General features: G+C 57.1%; 14 protein-coding genes. 9 read left to right on the top strand and 5 right to left on the bottom strand.

Going from position 1 to position 15,525, the window contains the following annotated elements:
• Positions 1-185 precede the first annotated feature (185 nt).
• From Q1W15_RS22225 to Q1W15_RS22195, 7 genes are all read left to right on the top strand, one after another.
• A complete protein-coding gene (locus Q1W15_RS22225) occupies positions 186-1,580 on the top strand; it encodes an FAD-binding oxidoreductase (protein WP_300732549.1) in 1,395 nt (464 codons plus the stop codon).
• Positions 1,581-1,700: 120 nt separating this feature from the next.
• On the top strand, positions 1,701-2,366 hold the full coding sequence (locus Q1W15_RS22220) for a fumarylacetoacetate hydrolase family protein (RefSeq protein WP_300732546.1): 666 nt from the start codon (positions 1,701-1,703) through the stop codon (positions 2,364-2,366).
• A 172-nt stretch (positions 2,367-2,538) separates the two neighbouring features.
• The gene (locus Q1W15_RS22215) at positions 2,539-3,579 is read left to right on the top strand and encodes a DUF5924 family protein (RefSeq protein ID WP_300732545.1); all 1,041 of its coding nucleotides are present in this window, start codon (positions 2,539-2,541) and stop codon (positions 3,577-3,579) included.
• A gap of 67 nt (positions 3,580-3,646) precedes the next feature.
• Positions 3,647-4,789: an ABC transporter permease gene (locus tag Q1W15_RS22210; protein WP_300732653.1), complete on the top strand. Its 1,143-nt coding sequence runs from the start codon at positions 3,647-3,649 to the stop codon at positions 4,787-4,789.
• Complete coding sequence (locus tag Q1W15_RS22205; protein ID WP_300732542.1) at positions 4,786-5,589, top strand: ABC transporter ATP-binding protein; 804 nt, start codon at positions 4,786-4,788, stop codon at positions 5,587-5,589. Before Q1W15_RS22210 ends, Q1W15_RS22205 begins: the two co-directional genes overlap by 4 nt.
• 1 nt (position 5,590) lies before the next feature.
• The gene (locus Q1W15_RS22200) at positions 5,591-6,529 is read left to right on the top strand and encodes an MlaD family protein (RefSeq protein ID WP_300732540.1); all 939 of its coding nucleotides are present in this window, start codon (positions 5,591-5,593) and stop codon (positions 6,527-6,529) included.
• The gene (locus tag Q1W15_RS22195) at positions 6,526-7,152 is read left to right on the top strand and encodes an ABC-type transport auxiliary lipoprotein family protein (protein ID WP_300732537.1); all 627 of its coding nucleotides are present in this window, start codon (positions 6,526-6,528) and stop codon (positions 7,150-7,152) included. The genes Q1W15_RS22200 and Q1W15_RS22195 overlap by 4 nt, the downstream gene beginning before the upstream one ends.
• A gap of 73 nt (positions 7,153-7,225) precedes the next feature.
• Here Q1W15_RS22195 and Q1W15_RS22190 read toward each other — a convergent pair whose 3' ends face one another.
• From Q1W15_RS22190 to Q1W15_RS22175, 4 genes are all read right to left on the bottom strand, one after another.
• Entirely contained in the window at positions 7,226-8,455 is a 1,230-nt protein-coding gene (locus Q1W15_RS22190) for a nucleoside recognition domain-containing protein (RefSeq protein WP_300732531.1), read from the bottom strand.
• Positions 8,456-8,562: 107 nt separating this feature from the next.
• The gene (gene gltP, locus Q1W15_RS22185) at positions 8,563-9,882 is read right to left on the bottom strand and encodes a glutamate/aspartate:proton symporter GltP (protein ID WP_300732528.1); all 1,320 of its coding nucleotides are present in this window, start codon (positions 9,880-9,882) and stop codon (positions 8,563-8,565) included.
• A 667-nt stretch (positions 9,883-10,549) separates the two neighbouring features.
• Entirely contained in the window at positions 10,550-10,711 is a 162-nt protein-coding gene (locus tag Q1W15_RS22180) for a DUF1328 domain-containing protein (protein ID WP_300732526.1), read from the bottom strand.
• An 85-nt stretch (positions 10,712-10,796) separates the two neighbouring features.
• On the bottom strand, positions 10,797-11,081 hold the full coding sequence (locus Q1W15_RS22175) for a hypothetical protein (protein ID WP_300732523.1): 285 nt from the start codon (positions 11,079-11,081) through the stop codon (positions 10,797-10,799).
• Positions 11,082-11,515: 434 nt separating this feature from the next.
• Between Q1W15_RS22175 and algB the strand changes: the two genes are divergently transcribed.
• A complete protein-coding gene (gene algB / locus Q1W15_RS22170) occupies positions 11,516-12,862 on the top strand; it encodes a sigma-54-dependent response regulator transcription factor AlgB (protein WP_300732521.1) in 1,347 nt (448 codons plus the stop codon).
• Positions 12,863-12,872: 10 nt separating this feature from the next.
• The gene (locus Q1W15_RS22165) at positions 12,873-14,663 is read left to right on the top strand and encodes an ATP-binding protein (RefSeq protein WP_300732518.1); all 1,791 of its coding nucleotides are present in this window, start codon (positions 12,873-12,875) and stop codon (positions 14,661-14,663) included.
• Between the two features lie 8 nt (positions 14,664-14,671).
• On the opposite strand, the gene Q1W15_RS22160 is transcribed toward Q1W15_RS22165, so the two are convergent.
• Positions 14,672-15,454 (bottom strand): N-acetylmuramoyl-L-alanine amidase, encoded by a 783-nt coding sequence (locus tag Q1W15_RS22160; RefSeq protein WP_300732650.1) that lies wholly within the window; start codon positions 15,452-15,454, stop codon positions 14,672-14,674.
• Positions 15,455-15,525: the final 71 nt, after the last annotated feature.

The raw sequence follows: 15,525 nt of genomic DNA, 5'->3' as shown, positions 1-15,525 counted from the left end.
GAAAAAATGGCAGGGAAATGGACAGCGAGAGCTGACCTGGCCGACGTGAACGCCGGCACCGAGAATCGTCCTACGTCGCGATTCTACGGGGGGGTCATATGCTAGCATAAGCGCCCCGCTAAACACCCATTCCTGCGACGTGAAGCGTTCTCAGGATGACCATGAATTGTTCGAGAGTTCTGTTGATGACCCATCCTGCCTTGATTGATGAGCTAAAGACCCTGGTAGAGCCTGGCAAGGTTCTGACTGACGCCGACTCCCTTGAAGCTTACGGCAAGGATTGGACCAAGCATTTCGCGCCTGCCCCACTGGCCATTGTGTTCCCGAAAACGACCGAACAAGTGCAGGCCATCGTGCTGTGGGCCAACGCCCACAGCGTCGCGCTGGTGCCGTCCGGCGGGCGCACGGGCCTGTCGGCGGCGGCTGTGGCGGCCAACGGTGAAGTGGTGGTGTCATTCGATTACATGAACCAGGTGCTGGACATCAACCTGACAGACCGCACCGTGGTGTGCCAGCCGGGCGTGGTGACTGAACACCTGCAGAATGTGGCTGAAGAAAACGGCCTGTACTACCCGGTAGACTTCGCCTCGGCAGGTTCCAGCCAAATTGGCGGCAATATCGGCACCAATGCCGGCGGTATCAAGGTTATTCGCTACGGTATGACCCGCAACTGGGTGGCGGGCCTAAAGGTGGTGACCGGCAAAGGTGACGTGCTGGAGCTGAACAAAGACCTGATCAAAAACGCCACCGGCTACGACATGCGCCAGTTGTTTATCGGTGCCGAAGGCACCCTGGGCCTGGTGGTGGAAGCCACCATGCGCCTGGACCGAGCGCCGAAAAACCTGACCGCCATGGTGCTGGGTACCGCTGATTTCGATTCCATCATGCCGGTGCTGCACGCCTTCCAGAGCAAGCTGGACTTGACCGCCTTTGAGTTCTTCTCCGACAAGGCACTGGCAAAAGTCATGGCGCGGGGTGATGTGCCTTCGCCGTTTGAGACAGACTGCCCGTTCTACGCCTTACTGGAATTTGAAGCGACCACTGAAGAAGTGGCCAACGCGGCGCTGCAAACCTTCGAGCACTGCATGGAACAAGGCTGGGTGCTGGACGGCGTGATGAGCCAGAGCGAAACCCAACTGCAGAACCTGTGGAAACTGCGCGAGTACATCTCCGAGACCATTTCTCACTGGACGCCATACAAAAACGACATCTCGGTCACCGTGTCGAAAGTACCTGCGTTCCTCAAGGAAATTGACGCTATCGTCGGCCAACACTACCCGGACTTTGAAATTGTCTGGTTTGGCCACATTGGCGACGGCAACCTGCACCTGAACATTCTCAAGCCAGAAAATCTGAGCAAAGACGAGTTCTTCGCCAAATGCGCGACGGTGAACAAGTGGGTGTTTGAAACCGTTGAGAAGTACAACGGTTCGATTTCGGCCGAGCACGGCGTGGGCATGACCAAGCGTGACTACCTGACCTACAGCCGTTCGCCGGTTGAGATTGAGTACATGAAGGCCATCAAGGCGGCGTTCGACCCGAACGGCATCATGAACCCGGGCAAGATTTTTGCCTTGTGAACAAGGCGGCTGCCAGTGGCACGCTTCAAGCCGCAAGCTTGAAGCGGGTCTGGTGCAGCTCTGCGTTGTTCTCTTGAAGCTTACAACTTGAAGCTTGCAGCTACTCCAAAGGAGCCCCCCATGAGCTATCAACACCAGTATGTCGACGGTACCCGCATTCACTTTCCTATTGGCAAAGTGGTGTGCATCGGGCGTAACTACGCCGAACACGCCAAAGAGCTGGACAACCCGATCCCGACGGAACCGCTGCTGTTTATCAAGCCGGGCAGCTGTGTTGTTCCGCTTGAGGGTGGCTTTGCTATCCCGGCCGAGCGCGGCTCCGTGCATTACGAAGCTGAAATCTCGGTGCTGCTGGGCAAACCGCTGTCGAACAACCCCAGTGTTGAAGAAGTACTGGACGCAATCTCAGGCTTCGCTCCGGGCCTTGACCTGACCTTGCGCGACAAGCAAGCCGAGCTGAAAAGCAAAGGCCTGCCGTGGGAAATCGCCAAATCGTTCGACGGTGCCTGCGTACTGGCCCCATTCGTCTCAACCAGCACATTCCCCGACCTGACCCACATCGGCATCCGCCTGACCATCAACGGTGAAGTGCGCCAGGACGGCAACAGCGCCTTGATGCTCAACCCGATCGTGCCAATGATCCAGCACATGGCCGCCTGCTTCTCGCTGCAAGCCGGCGATGTAATCATGACCGGCACCCCGGTGGGGGTTGGCCCGCTGAATGTGGGCGATGAACTGGTGCTGGAATTGCCGGGGGCAAGCCGCTTCGAAAGCAGCGTGCGCTGATCGAGCACACAATCCTTGTAGTCGCTGACGAAGTACGAGGCTTGGCAACCCATCGCAGCCTCGTACCTCGACAGCGACTACCGTTTTTATAAGGCGCAATCATCCCGGACGCCCGCCCCGCTAAACCGCTATTCTGTAGAGGTTTTTTCCTACGCAGAATGTGAACCACCGAATGCCAAACTGGAACCACTACGTACAGCGCATCCTTGAGTTGATGAAGCGCTATCCGGGGCTGATCGCGCTGTTCGGGTTTTGCTCAGGTGTAGGCAGTTTCATTCTGGTGGACCGTCAACAAGGCATGGCCCGCTGGATTGCTGTGATCCTGCTGGTGAGCTGGGTCTGGCTGATGCTCGAGAACAGCTTCACGCAGTTGTTTACTCGCGTATTCAAACGCGAAATTCCGCCGCCACTGCTGCGCTATGCCACGCAGATGATCCACCAGGAAAGCCTGTTTTTTGTCCTGCCTTTCTTCTTCATCACCACCACCTGGAACAGCGGCCAGTTGGTATTTACCGGGCTGCTCGGGGCGAGTGCGCTGATCACGATCACCGATCCGCTGTATTACAAATGGCTCGCTCCCAAACGCTGGCTGTTTTTGGCGCTGCACACCCTTGCCCTGTTCGCCGCGATGCTGACCGCGCTGCCGATCATCCTTAACCTGACCACTGCCGAGAGCTACAAACTGGCGCTGGGAACGGCCGTGCTGCTTTCAATCCCCAGCCTGGCCGTGAGCCTGCCCCTTAAAACCTGGCGTGGCTGGCTAGTGTTGCCCTTGATCGTACTGGCGCTGGGCAGCATCGGCTGGTTAATGCGCTCCTGGGTACCGCCCGCGACCCTGTGGATGACCGAGGTCGCCGTCACCACCCAGCTACAAGACCGCACACCGGGCGAGAGCCTCACACACATCAGCGTCAGTGAACTACGCCACCGCGGCCTCTACGCCTACACCTCAATCAACGCCCCGCGCGGCTTGAACGAGCGCATTTACCATGTGTGGCAACTCAATGGTCAGGAAGTCGACCGCATCGCACTGGACATTCGTGGCGGGCGCAAGGAAGGCTATCGCGCCTGGACCCACAAACAGAATTTCCCGCCCAACGCTGTAGGACGTTGGCAAGTCCGGGTGCTGACAGAGGATGGTCAAATGATTGGCGTTTTACGTTTTCGGGTTAACCCAGATCAATCATCTGACACACCAACGAATGCAAACTGACGCACTTTTACGAGAGTGTGCTATTACATAGAGTCTGCGTTTAAGCGAACTGAGCTCGGAGCTTACGATCATTACTGCTAAGGCTGGCGACGCCCGATTAGACACCTCAAGCACTCCACCCCAGTTGCGTATCAGCGGCGAGTGGACGCTTGCCAATTACGCGCGCCTCAAACAATTGACCGCCCAACTGGCCGGGCAATACGACGCTCGCACAGCAGTCGACCTGGATGACGTGACGCGGCTCGACACAGCCGGGGCTTCGCTGCTGGTCGAGTTGCTGGGGACCGAGCGGCTCGGTGAGTTGGCGGGCTCCTCCTCCAAACTGCCCGCCGCCGACCGCGCCTTGTTGGAGACGGTGTATTCGTCCATGCGCGATTTCTGCGTACCCATCAAGGAAGCCGAGCAGAACACCTGCATTCTGCTACTGAGCCGCATTGGCGGGGCGGTCGACACGCTCTGGCAAGACACGATGAAGCTGCTGGGCTTTATCGGCCTGATCCTGCAAACCTTGGCCCGCAACCTGTTTCGCCCAAAACAGTGGCGCATCACCCCGGTGGTGGCGCAAATCGAGCAAATCGGCCTGAACGCCGCCCCTATTGTGATGTTGCTGACCTTTATGGTGGGCGCAGTGGTGGCCTTTCTCGGGGCCACGGTGCTGGCCAATTTTGGGGCCGGGATTTTTACCGTCGACCTGGTGGCCTTCTCGTTCTTGCGTGAATTCGGTGTGCTGCTGACGGCTATTTTGCTGGCGGGCCGAACGGCCAGTGCCTTTACCGCGCAAATCGGCTCGATGAAGGCGAATGAAGAGATCGATGCCATTCGCACACTGGGCCTTGACCCAATGGAACTGCTGGTGCTGCCTCGGGTGCTGGCTCTGTTGATCGCCCTGCCCCTGCTGACATTCCTGGCCATGATGTCGGGCATCATAGGCGGGGCTGTGGTGTGCGTGGTGTCGTTGGGCATCTCGCCCGACATGTTCATTTCCATGCTGCACTCGGACATTGGCGTGCGCAACTTCCTGGTCGGTATGGCCAAAGCGCCCTTCTTCGCCTTTCTGATCGCGGCCGTGGGCTGCCTTGAAGGCTTCAAGGTCAGCGGCAGTGCCGAGTCGGTAGGTGCCCACACCACCTCCAGCGTGGTGCAGTCGATCTTCATCGTGATCGTTCTCGACGCGGTGGCCGCGTTGTTCTTTATGGAGATGGGCTGGTGAGTACGGCAATACAGACGCCCCGCGAGGCGGTGATTGAAGTGCGCGGCCTGTGCAACCGATTCGGCAGACAGACCGTTCACGAAAACCTGGACCTGGATGTGTACAAGGGTGAGATTCTGGGTGTGGTGGGCGGTTCGGGCACGGGTAAATCCGTGTTGCTGCGCAGCATTGTCGGGCTGCGACGCCCCACCGAGGGCCAGGTCCGGGTGTTTGGCCAAGACCTGATGAGCCTGCCAGAGGACAAACGCTCGCTGATCGAGCGACGGTTTGGTGTGCTGTTTCAACAGGGTGCCTTGTTTTCGTCGCTGACCGTGACGGAAAACATCGCCCTGCCCTTGATCGAGCACGCCGGCCTCAGCCGCCCGGACGCCGAGCACCTGGCACTGGTTAAGCTGGCACTGGCCGGCCTGCCTTTGTCAGCCGCCGACAAGTACCCGTCGTCATTGTCGGGCGGCATGGTCAAGCGCGCCGCGTTGGCCCGAGCGCTGGCACTCGACCCGGACATTCTGTTTCTGGACGAGCCGACTGCCGGGCTCGACCCCATTGGCGCGGCGGCCTTTGATCAACTGATCCTGACCCTGCGCGATGCGTTGGGCCTGAGCGTGTTCCTCGTCACCCATGACCTGGACACGCTGTACACCATCACCGACCGGGTGGCCGTGTTGTCACAAAAGAAAGTGCTGGTTGCCGAACCCATCAGGCAAGTCGAAGACTACGACGACCCGTGGATTCATGAATATTTCCATGGCCCCCGTGGCCGCGCCGCGTATGAAGCGGCAACCCAGCTTAAGGAGCAATGACATGGAAACTCGTGCCCATCATGTATTGATCGGCTTGTTCAGCGTGCTGGTCATCGTGGGTGCCATGCTGTTTGGCCTGTGGCTGGCCAAGGCCAGCATGGATGACACCTTCAAGGACTATGAGGTGGTGTTCAATGAGGCCGTCAGCGGGCTGTCCAAAGGCAGTTCGGTGCAATACAACGGCATCAAGGTCGGTGACGTGATCGAGCTGCGACTGGACGATAAAGACCCTCGCCGGGTACTGGCGCGTATTCGTCTGGCCGCCGGCACACCGGTCAAGGTCGACACAAAGGCCAAACTGGCCCTGACCGGCGTAACCGGCACGTCCATCATTCAACTCAGTGGTGGCGACCCGAACAGCCCGCCCCTCAAGGGCAAGGACGGCAAATTGCCAGAAATCGTGGCAGCGCCCTCCCCGATTGCTCGCCTGCTGACCGACGGCAATGACATGCTGGCCAATATCAACATCCTGCTGCATAACGCCAATCGCCTGTTCTCCCACGAGAATGTCGACCGCGTTGGCAAGACCCTGGATAACCTTGAGCAAACCACCTCTGCCATTTCCAGCCAGCGCGATGACCTCAGCCAGATGCTCAAACAACTGTCTCAGGTAGGTAAACAAGCCAGCACAACGCTGGAACAAACCAACGTGCTGATGCGCAACGCTAACGGCCTGCTCAACACTCAGGGCAAGCAAATGTTCAGCAGCGGCGAGCAGGCAATGAAGTCTCTCGAGCAAAGCACGAACACCATCAACACCTTGCTCACCAACAATGAACAGTCATTGAACAATGGCTTTCAAGGGCTCAATCAATTGGGCCCGGCGGTCAATGAATTACGTGAGACCCTCAGCACCCTACGCTCGATTTCGCGACGCCTGGAAGCCAACCCGAGCGGCTATTTGCTGGGCCGCGAACAGAACAAGGAATTCACCCCATGAGCCGTACTTATCGCCTGGCCAGTTCATTCGCCCTTGCCGTCAGTTTGAGTTTGATCAGCGCTTGCTCGATTTTTCCCGCGCCTGAACAGGTCGACGTCTACAGGCTGCCGTCTGCGCAAGCGCCGATCGCCACCAGCGCCCAGGCACCCGTTAAGTGGTCGTTGCGTCTCGACAAGCCCATGAGCAGCAATGTGTTGAACAGCCAGAACATCGCCGTAGTGCCCGAAGGCAACTTGATCAGCAGCTACAAAGGTGCCCGCTGGAGCGACCCTGCGCCAGCGCTGCTGCGTAATCGGCTCTTGGATGCCTTCTTGCAGGATGGCCGGATACAAGGGCTGAGCACCGATGACAGTAACTTGCAGTCCGATTATGAATTGGGCGGTGAGTTGTTGGCATTTCAAACACACTACAACGGCAAGAACCCCGAAGTGCTGGTCCAGTACAACGCACGCTTGGTGCGCAACAGCGATCAGCGTGTGATCGGCTCCAAACGCTTTGAAGTACGTCAGCCACTGAGCAGCCCGCTGGTACCGTCAGTGGTAGAAGGCTTTGGGCGAGCGTCAGACGTGTTGATGCCACAGGTGGTGCAATGGACGCTGCAGCAAGGGCAAGCACAGCACTGAGCCCCGAGGCGCGGAGGCGGGTGCGCCGCGCCTTTTAAAGATAACAACCGATCGTGCGCCCTCGGGGTACAGGTTAGCCGAAGAACCAGTAGCACACGCCGATGGCTGCCACAACACCGGTGAACTCGGCCAGCAAGGCGCAGCCCACGGCATGCCGGGCCCGCTGAATACCGACGGCACCGAAGTACACCGCCAACACGTAGAACGTGGTTTCGGTGCTGCCCTGCACCGTCGCGGCCACCAGCGCCGGGAAGCTGTCCACGCCCTGGTTTTGCATGGTTTCAATCAACAGGGCTCGGGCCGCACTGCCAGAGAACGGTTTGACCATCGCCGTCGGCAATGCATCCACAAAGCGCGTGTCCCAGCCCAGCCACTCAACCGTGTGGCGTATTCCGTCAAGGCCGAAGTCCAGCGCGCCCGAAGCCCGTAACACCCCTACCGCACACAGCATCGCGACCAGATAAGGCAGCAGGTTCTTGGCGACGTCGAAACCTTCTTTGGCACCTTCGACAAACGCTTCGTAGACCTTGACCTTGCGCAGCGCCCCGATCACCAGAAAGAGCATGATCAACCCGAATAAGGTCAGGTTGCCCATGATCGACGACAAACTGGCCAACGCCGTGGCCGACAAACCGGCCAGTAGCGCCATGAAACCGCCCAGGATCAGGGCACCCGGTATCAAATACGCCAGCACTACAGGGTCCCACAACCGCAAACGCTGCATCACGGCCACCGAGAGCAGGCCGGCAAGGGTCGAGGCGCTGGTCGCCAGCAGGATCGGCAGGAACACCAGCGTCGGGTCTGCCGCACCCTGCTGGGCGCGGTACATAAAGATCGTCACCGGCAGCAGCGTCAGAGAAGACGCGTTCAATACCAAAAACAGGATTTGCGCATTACTGGCGCTGGTGGGGCTCGGGTTGAGTTCTTGCAGCGAGCGCATGGCTTTCAGGCCTATGGGCGTAGCGGCGTTGTCCAGGCCCAGACCGTTGGCGGCGAAGTTAAGGGTGATAAGCCCCAGCGCCGGGTGACCGGGCGGTACTTCAGGCATCAGCCGCGTAAACAGAGGGCCCAGCGCCTTGCCGCACCAATCAACGATGCCGGCTTTTTCCGCAATGCGCAGAAAGCCCAGCCACAAGGTCAGGGTGCCGAACAGCAGGATCATGACCTCGACCGACAGCTTGGCCATCGCAAAGATGCTTTCAACAATCGCCGCAAAAATCCCGGCATTACCGCCCACCAGCCACTGGGCAAATGCCGACACGGTGGCGACAACGAAAAAGCTGAGCCAAAGGCCGTTAAGCATCGGGATGTACTCCTCAAAGATGCGGCGAATGATAGCGGCCATCGCCCAAAAACAACAAACCCCGGACAGGGCCGGGGTTTGTCAGAACAGGATGCAATCTGCGGCGATTATTCGCCTTTAGGCAGGGCTTCCTTGCTGCGCCAGTGCGGCAGCGAGTTCCAGTAGCGCTCGCCCTTGGCATCGTCGTACATGCCTTCCCAGCGCGAAATCACCAGTACCGCCAGGGCGTTACCGATCACGTTCAGGGCGGTACGCGCCATGTCCATCACACGGTCAACACCGGCAATGAAGGCCAGGCCTTCCAGCGGGATGCCCACACTGCCCAAGGTAGCCAGCAGCACCACGAAGGACACGCCCGGTACACCGGCGATACCTTTGGAGGTGACCATCAGGGTCAATACCAGCAACAGTTGCTGGCTGATGGACAGGTCAATGCCGTACAGCTGGGCAATAAAGATCGCCGCGATGCTCTGGTACAGGGTCGAACCATCGAGGTTGAACGAGTAACCGGTCGGTACCACAAAGCTGCAAATCGCTTTCGGGCAACCGTAGGCTTCCATCTTCTCGATCACGCGCGGCAACACGGTTTCGGAGCTGGCAGTGGAGTAAGCCAGTACCAGTTCATCCTTGAAGATGCGCATCAGCTTGATCACCGAGAAGCCAAACAGCTTGGCGATCAGGCCCAGTACGGCAAAGGCAAAGAACAGAATGGCGGCGTAAACCAGCACCACCAGCTTGGCCAAGGGTACCAGCGAGGCGAAGCCGAAGTTGGCGACGGTCACGGCGATCAGCGCAAACACACCGATAGGCGCGTAGTTCATGATCATGTGAGTGACTTTGAACATCGACTCGGACACGCCCTGGAAGGTTTTCACCAGCGGGTCGCGCAATTCGGCATTCAGGCTCGACAAGCCGAGACCAAACAACACCGAGAAGAAGATGATCGGCAGCATTTCGCCGCGAGCCATGGACGCAAAGATGTTGGAAGGGATCAGGTTGAGGATGGTTTCGATGAACGCATGCTCATGCTGAACTTCTGCAGCGGTGGCCTCATATTTGGAAATATCGACCGTGCCCAGCGTACTCATGTCGATGCCGGCACCCGGGTGGAACACGTTAGCGAGTACCAGCCCGACCAGAATCGCGATGGTGGTCACCACCTCGAAGTAGATAATTGTTTTTAGACCGATGCGACCGAGCTTCTTCGCATCTCCCACGCCTGCAATCCCGACAACCAGTGATGAAATCACGATTGGGATTACGATCATCTTGATCAGACGGATAAAGATATCGCCAGCAGGTTGCAGAACGTTACTGATCCACCAGGCCTTTTCAGCACTGAAATGGTTGAGCAGTGCGCCGATTGCAATACCCAGAACCAGACCGATTAGGATCTGCCAGGCGAGGCTAAGTTTTGCCTTCTTCATGTCATTACCCTTACTTCAAGTGGACTCGGGCACAGGCTCGGACTAAAGCGCCAAAGAGCGCAAAAACACCCGACCTGAACCCCCGTAGAAGGTCGCCCAAATCAAGCCATACAGGCTCTTTGGCAGGCGAAAAAAGGCGCAACTATTCCCATGCAAGGCGTAACCGTCTAATGCCGTAAACGCCTACCCTATGCCGAATCGGCATGAGTTTTGTCCGACAAGACGCCCTCAACCCACATGGGATTGACTTCAGAATAGACGACATAAGCGCCGTCAGCCGGCTATTTCAAGGTATTTTTGCTCCTCCTCAAATGGAAGAGAACCACTCCGCACCGAGGAAAAATCCGACAATATAAATCGGAATTAATGAAGAAAAGATTTTGTGGTTTTGTCGATATACGGTCGACGCTCTCAGAGGCCTCTCAAGCCACATGCTCGTTAAAAATTCAGTCACGATAGGGTGTTACGGGTGAAAGACCTGACTCGTAAACGCAAAAAAGCCAAGGCTAACCCTTGGCTTTTTTATTCCTGACGCGCGTGTCCAAACGCTTTTTCAGACCTGACATAACGGACCTGCTCGCGATTGAGTCAACACGCAACGCCACTCCTTTGGCGTTGGCTCAATCGCGAGCAGTCCTGAGAGGCTGGATGTATGCCGAAAATGCGCCTAGCGCCCTCGACGACCAAAAATGAACGACACAACGAACATCACCAAAAACACAACAAAGAGAATCTTGGCGATACCGGTCGCGGTGCCCGCAATACCACCAAAACCCAGAACAGCTGCGATGATGGCGATAATCAGAAAGGTAATTGCCCAACTTAACATGGTGTCTCTCCTTATTACGGTGCGAAAAAGTGAGATGCCGGTCATGCGATTGGAAGCCGCGTCAGGGCATCAAACGTGTGAAGCGTTAAAACACCCAGCTTTGCGGCACAGGTTGCGAATCTGCCGTTCGCGTTTCCCCATCAGCGACGCGGTCGTAGTGGCCGCTCACCTGCGACGCTGACTTGAACGCGCTAAAAGGATGGTGCACGACGACTGAGCGCATGACCTGCGGGGCAGGGGGCTGTACCTGCTCCCACCGGGCCCACTGCTGGCCTGCAATCAACGTCACTAGAAGCGCAAGCATGGCCATCACGCCTTGCTGCAGGTGCAGTGGGGAAACATGCATGCTGGCTAATCCTTGACGATTCATGCTTAAACTCCTGCTGCTCAGTATCGTTTTTTGCCACTCACCCTTACAGGCGTTAGCCGCTTCAATACTTCTGTAGTTGCAGGCCGCATGCCAGCTTCACAAACGAATAAAACCTATATAAATCATATAGTTATAAGATCAAAGAAATCGCGATGACGCGCATCCTGCACGATAGCCTTTTAAACCGTCGGGCGTTCTGCACGATCGGCGACAGACGATGGCCGGGCATTCAGGTTAAATTTCAATACGGCCCGTAAGGAACGCTCCTTTGGTGCCAATGAGCCGTCTGACAGATCATTAAATTGTTTAAAATCAACATTTTATAAATTAAGAATCGGAAAAGTCAGACTGTGCGCTGAAACATTCGTAAAAATCATGCAACTTGCACGAATATTCCGACACTAACCAAGATCACTCGCTAAGGAACGCAGGAAATGGAAGCCGCCAAAGAGAACCAGGGTCGCATTCTGCTGGTTGATGATGAGTCCGCCATCCTGCGTACATTCCGTTATTGCCTTGAAGACGAGGGATACGCCGTTGCTACCGCCAGCAGCGCGGCACAAGCCGAAGCCCTGATCCAGCGCCAGGTGTTCGACGTGTGCTTTCTGGACTTGCGCCTGGGTGAAGACAATGGCCTGGACGTTTTGGCGCAAATGCGCATTCAAGCGCCGTGGATGCGGGTGGTGATCGTGACCGCCCACTCCGCCGTCGACACCGCGGTCGATGCCATTCAGGCCGGGGCGGCAGACTATCTGGTCAAACCCTGCAGCCCGGATCAATTGCGTCTTGCCGCAGCCAAGCAACTGGAAGTTCGTCAGTTATCCGCCCGTCTCGAAGCCCTTGAAGGTGAAGCCCGCAAACCCAAGGACGGCCTCGACTCCCACAGCCCGGCCATGATGGTGGTACTGGAAACCGCCCGCCAAGTCGCCGGGACCGATGCCAATATTCTGATCCTCGGCGAATCCGGAACGGGTAAAGGCGAGTTGTCACAAGCGATTCACGGGTGGAGCAAACGCTCCAAAAAGTCCTGTATCACTATTAATTGCCCGTCACTGACCGCTGAACTGATGGAAAGCGAACTGTTTGGCCATACCCGGGGAGCCTTTACCGGTGCCAGCGAAAGCACACTGGGGCGGGTCAATCAGGCCGATGGCGGAACTTTATTCCTGGACGAAATAGGCGATTTTCCGCTGACACTGCAGCCAAAACTACTGCGCTTTATTCAGGACAAAGCCTACGAGCGGGTAGGCGATCCCGTCACCCGCCGGGCTGATGTGCGCATTCTGGCCGCGACCAACCTCAACCTCGAAGACATGGTGCGCGACGGACGTTTTCGAGAGGACTTACTCTACCGCCTGAACGTCATCACCTTGCATCTGCCCCCTCTGCGCGAGCGCAGTGAAGATATCCTGACCTTGGCGGACCGTTTCCTGGCACGGTTCGTCAAAGAGTATGCCCGCCCCGCGCGAGCCTTCAGCCCGGAAGCCCGCCAAGCGCTGGCCAACTACCGTTGGCCGGGCAACATTCGCGAGCTACGTAACGTGGTTGAACGGGCGAGCATTATTTGCCCACAGGAAATAGTCGAAGTCAGCCACTTGGGCATGGCAGAGCAAAGCACACCGAACACACCACGGATAGGAGCCGCCCTGAGCCTGGATCAACTGGAAAAAGCGCACATTGGCGCAGTACTTGCTACCAGTGAAACCCTGGACCAAGCGGCAAAGACCCTTGGCATTGATGCTTCGACGCTTTATCGCAAACGCAAACAGTACAACCTATGAGTGGCCTGCGATGAAACTGGCAATCAAACTGCGCACCCGACTGTTTTTAAGCATTTCAGCGCTGATTACAGTCGCGCTGCTCGGCCTGCTGCTCGGGGTTGTCAGTGTGATGCAAATGGCCAAAACCCAAAAAGCCCTGATCAAGAACAACTTCATCACCCTTGATCTGGACCTCAAGATGCGCCAAAGCCTGGGTGATCAGTTAATCCTGATTCTTCGCCACCCCAATGACCTCAAAGCCCTGCAGGCCTCAACCCAAGAGTATTTCAAACTGCTTGAGCAAGGTATCGAGCATGAGCGCAAGAACAACCTGCAAAGCGGTTTCGCTAAAGCCTACGCGGATTATCAGCAGTTTTTGCAAGCGCTCAGTAACACAGACAACGCCAGCATTGACCTGAGCAATCCCAGCGAGCTTGCAGACCGCTTCGACCAATTACGCAGCGGCCTGCTGGTCGAGCATCGTCAGGCGCTCGACGATATCTACAACGCTCAATCGTCTGCCCATGACCGAGCCATGATTATCGCCGCGCTACTGGGGCTGGTGGGGCTGGCAGTGCTGGCCATCGGCTTTATTACAGCGCACGGTATCGCTCGGCGTTTCGGGGCACCGATCGAAGCATTGGCCAAAGCGGCTGACAACATCGGCAAAGGTAATTTTGAGGTGGTGTTACCCCTGTCTTCAGCCACCGAGTTGAACCTGCTGACCCGGCGCTTCGGGATCATGGCAGAAGCCTTGCGCCAGCATCAGGCAACCAATGTCGACGAAATGCGAGCAGGCCAGCAGCGTTTTCAAACCGTACTCGACAGCATTGATGACGGCTTGTTGATGATTGACCATCAAGGCCGGCTAGAGCATTTGAACCCCGTCGCGCAACGTCAGCTGGGTTGGGACGAGCGTTCACTCGGCCAGTCCTTGGGCGAGGCGTTGCAGCGCCCGGAGCTCGACCAATTGCTGCTGACCGTGCTACGCGGCGGCAGCCTTGAGCGCGTACCGGAAGACTTGAGCGTCAATGCCGGAGGGGAAACCCGCCTGCTGACCTATAGCCTCACACCGGTCAGCCAACCGAAAGGGCCTATTCTTGGTGCTGTGATGGTGTTACATGACGTGACCGAGCAGCGGGCCTTCGAGCGCGTACGCAGCGAGTTCGTCCTGCGCGCCTCCCATGAGCTGCGCACCCCGGTCACGGGTATGCATATGGCATTCGGGTTATTTCTGGAGCGCGCCCACTTCGACCCGCAATCGCGGGAGATGGACTTGCTCAACACCGTCAACGAAGAAATGCAGCGGCTGATGCAGTTGATCAATGACCTGCTGAATTTTTCCCGCTATCAAAACGGCATGCAAAAACTGACCCTGAGCCCCTGCAATCTGGAAATGATGTTAGAGCACGCCCGCGCCCGCTTTATGGAACGTGCCAGCGCCAAAAAGGTGGACCTGATTATCGACTTGCAACCGTTGCTGCCTGAGTTGAATGCCGATCACGCGCAATTGGACCGCGTGTTGGATAACCTGCTCGACAACGCATTGCGCCACACGGCCTGTGACGGGCATGTCCGACTGCAAGCCCGCCGGCATGGCGAACGGGTCATTATCAGCGTTGAAGACAACGGCGAAGGCATCGCCTATAGCCAGCAAGGCCGGATATTTGAACCCTTTGTACAAGTAGGGCGCAAAAAAGGCGGGGCCGGGCTTGGGCTGGCACTGTGCAAAGAGATTGTGCAACTGCATGGCGGGCGAATAGGCGTGTTCTCTCGCCCGGGCCAAGGCACACAGTTTTACATGGCGCTACCTCTAGCTTGACCCGAGGCCTAGCCGTTCTTTTGCGTGTTTAGCACTTTCAAAATGGCTGCACTTTCAGCATCGGGTACTCCGTCGAAACGTGAGGGCCGAAAGTGCATCTGAAAGGCCGCCAGCACGTGGCGAGTAGCAACGTCCAGCTCACCGGTCTGCGGCGTTTCATAACCCAGTATCGCAAGCTGCTGCTGGAACCATGTCACGCTGGGCAAAGCCTGGTTAAACAGCGCCTGCTCACGGGCTACGCTCTGTGCATTTGGCCAGGCACCAAAACCTGCCTCAGCCAAACGCTTCCAGGGAAACAACGGACCCGGGTCTAGCTTGCGCAGCGGCGCAATATCACTGTGGCCAATGATGTTCTGCGGATCGATTTTGTACCGGGTCGAAATATCGTTGAGTAACGTAATCAAAGCCTGTATCTGGCCTTCCGTGTAGGGGTACCAGACCCGGCCATTCGGGGTGTCTTCAAACCCTTTGTTAACGATTTCGATCCCAATGGAGCTTGAGTTGAGCCAAGTGCGGCCTTTCCATTGGCTTTCCCCGGCGTGCCAGGCTCGCTGGTTTTCATCCATCAGTTTGTACAGGGTCGGTGGCGTGTCACCTATCAGGTAATGGCTGCTCACAGGCCCACGGGTCAGTAGTTCCAGCGAACGCTCCAGCGAGGTTGAGGTGTAATGAAGCACGATAAACTGCACACGGCTATCGTGGTTGACCGACGGGTGGCTGGTGTCCATACGAGGGCCACTGGCACAACCGGCCAGTAGTAAAAGAACACAAATAAAGGCGGGAAATTTCATAGGCATGGGCTGCACAGGTATCAGTAAGCGAGCAAGCATACCTTACTGAGCTGAGTTATATCGTGGGGCGA

The organism is Pseudomonas sp. (assembly GCF_030150285.1).
GTDB lineage: Bacteria > Pseudomonadota > Gammaproteobacteria > Pseudomonadales > Pseudomonadaceae > Aquipseudomonas.
Note: the sequence above shows the minus strand (reverse complement) of the source record. Positions and strands in the feature narration are given on the sequence as shown.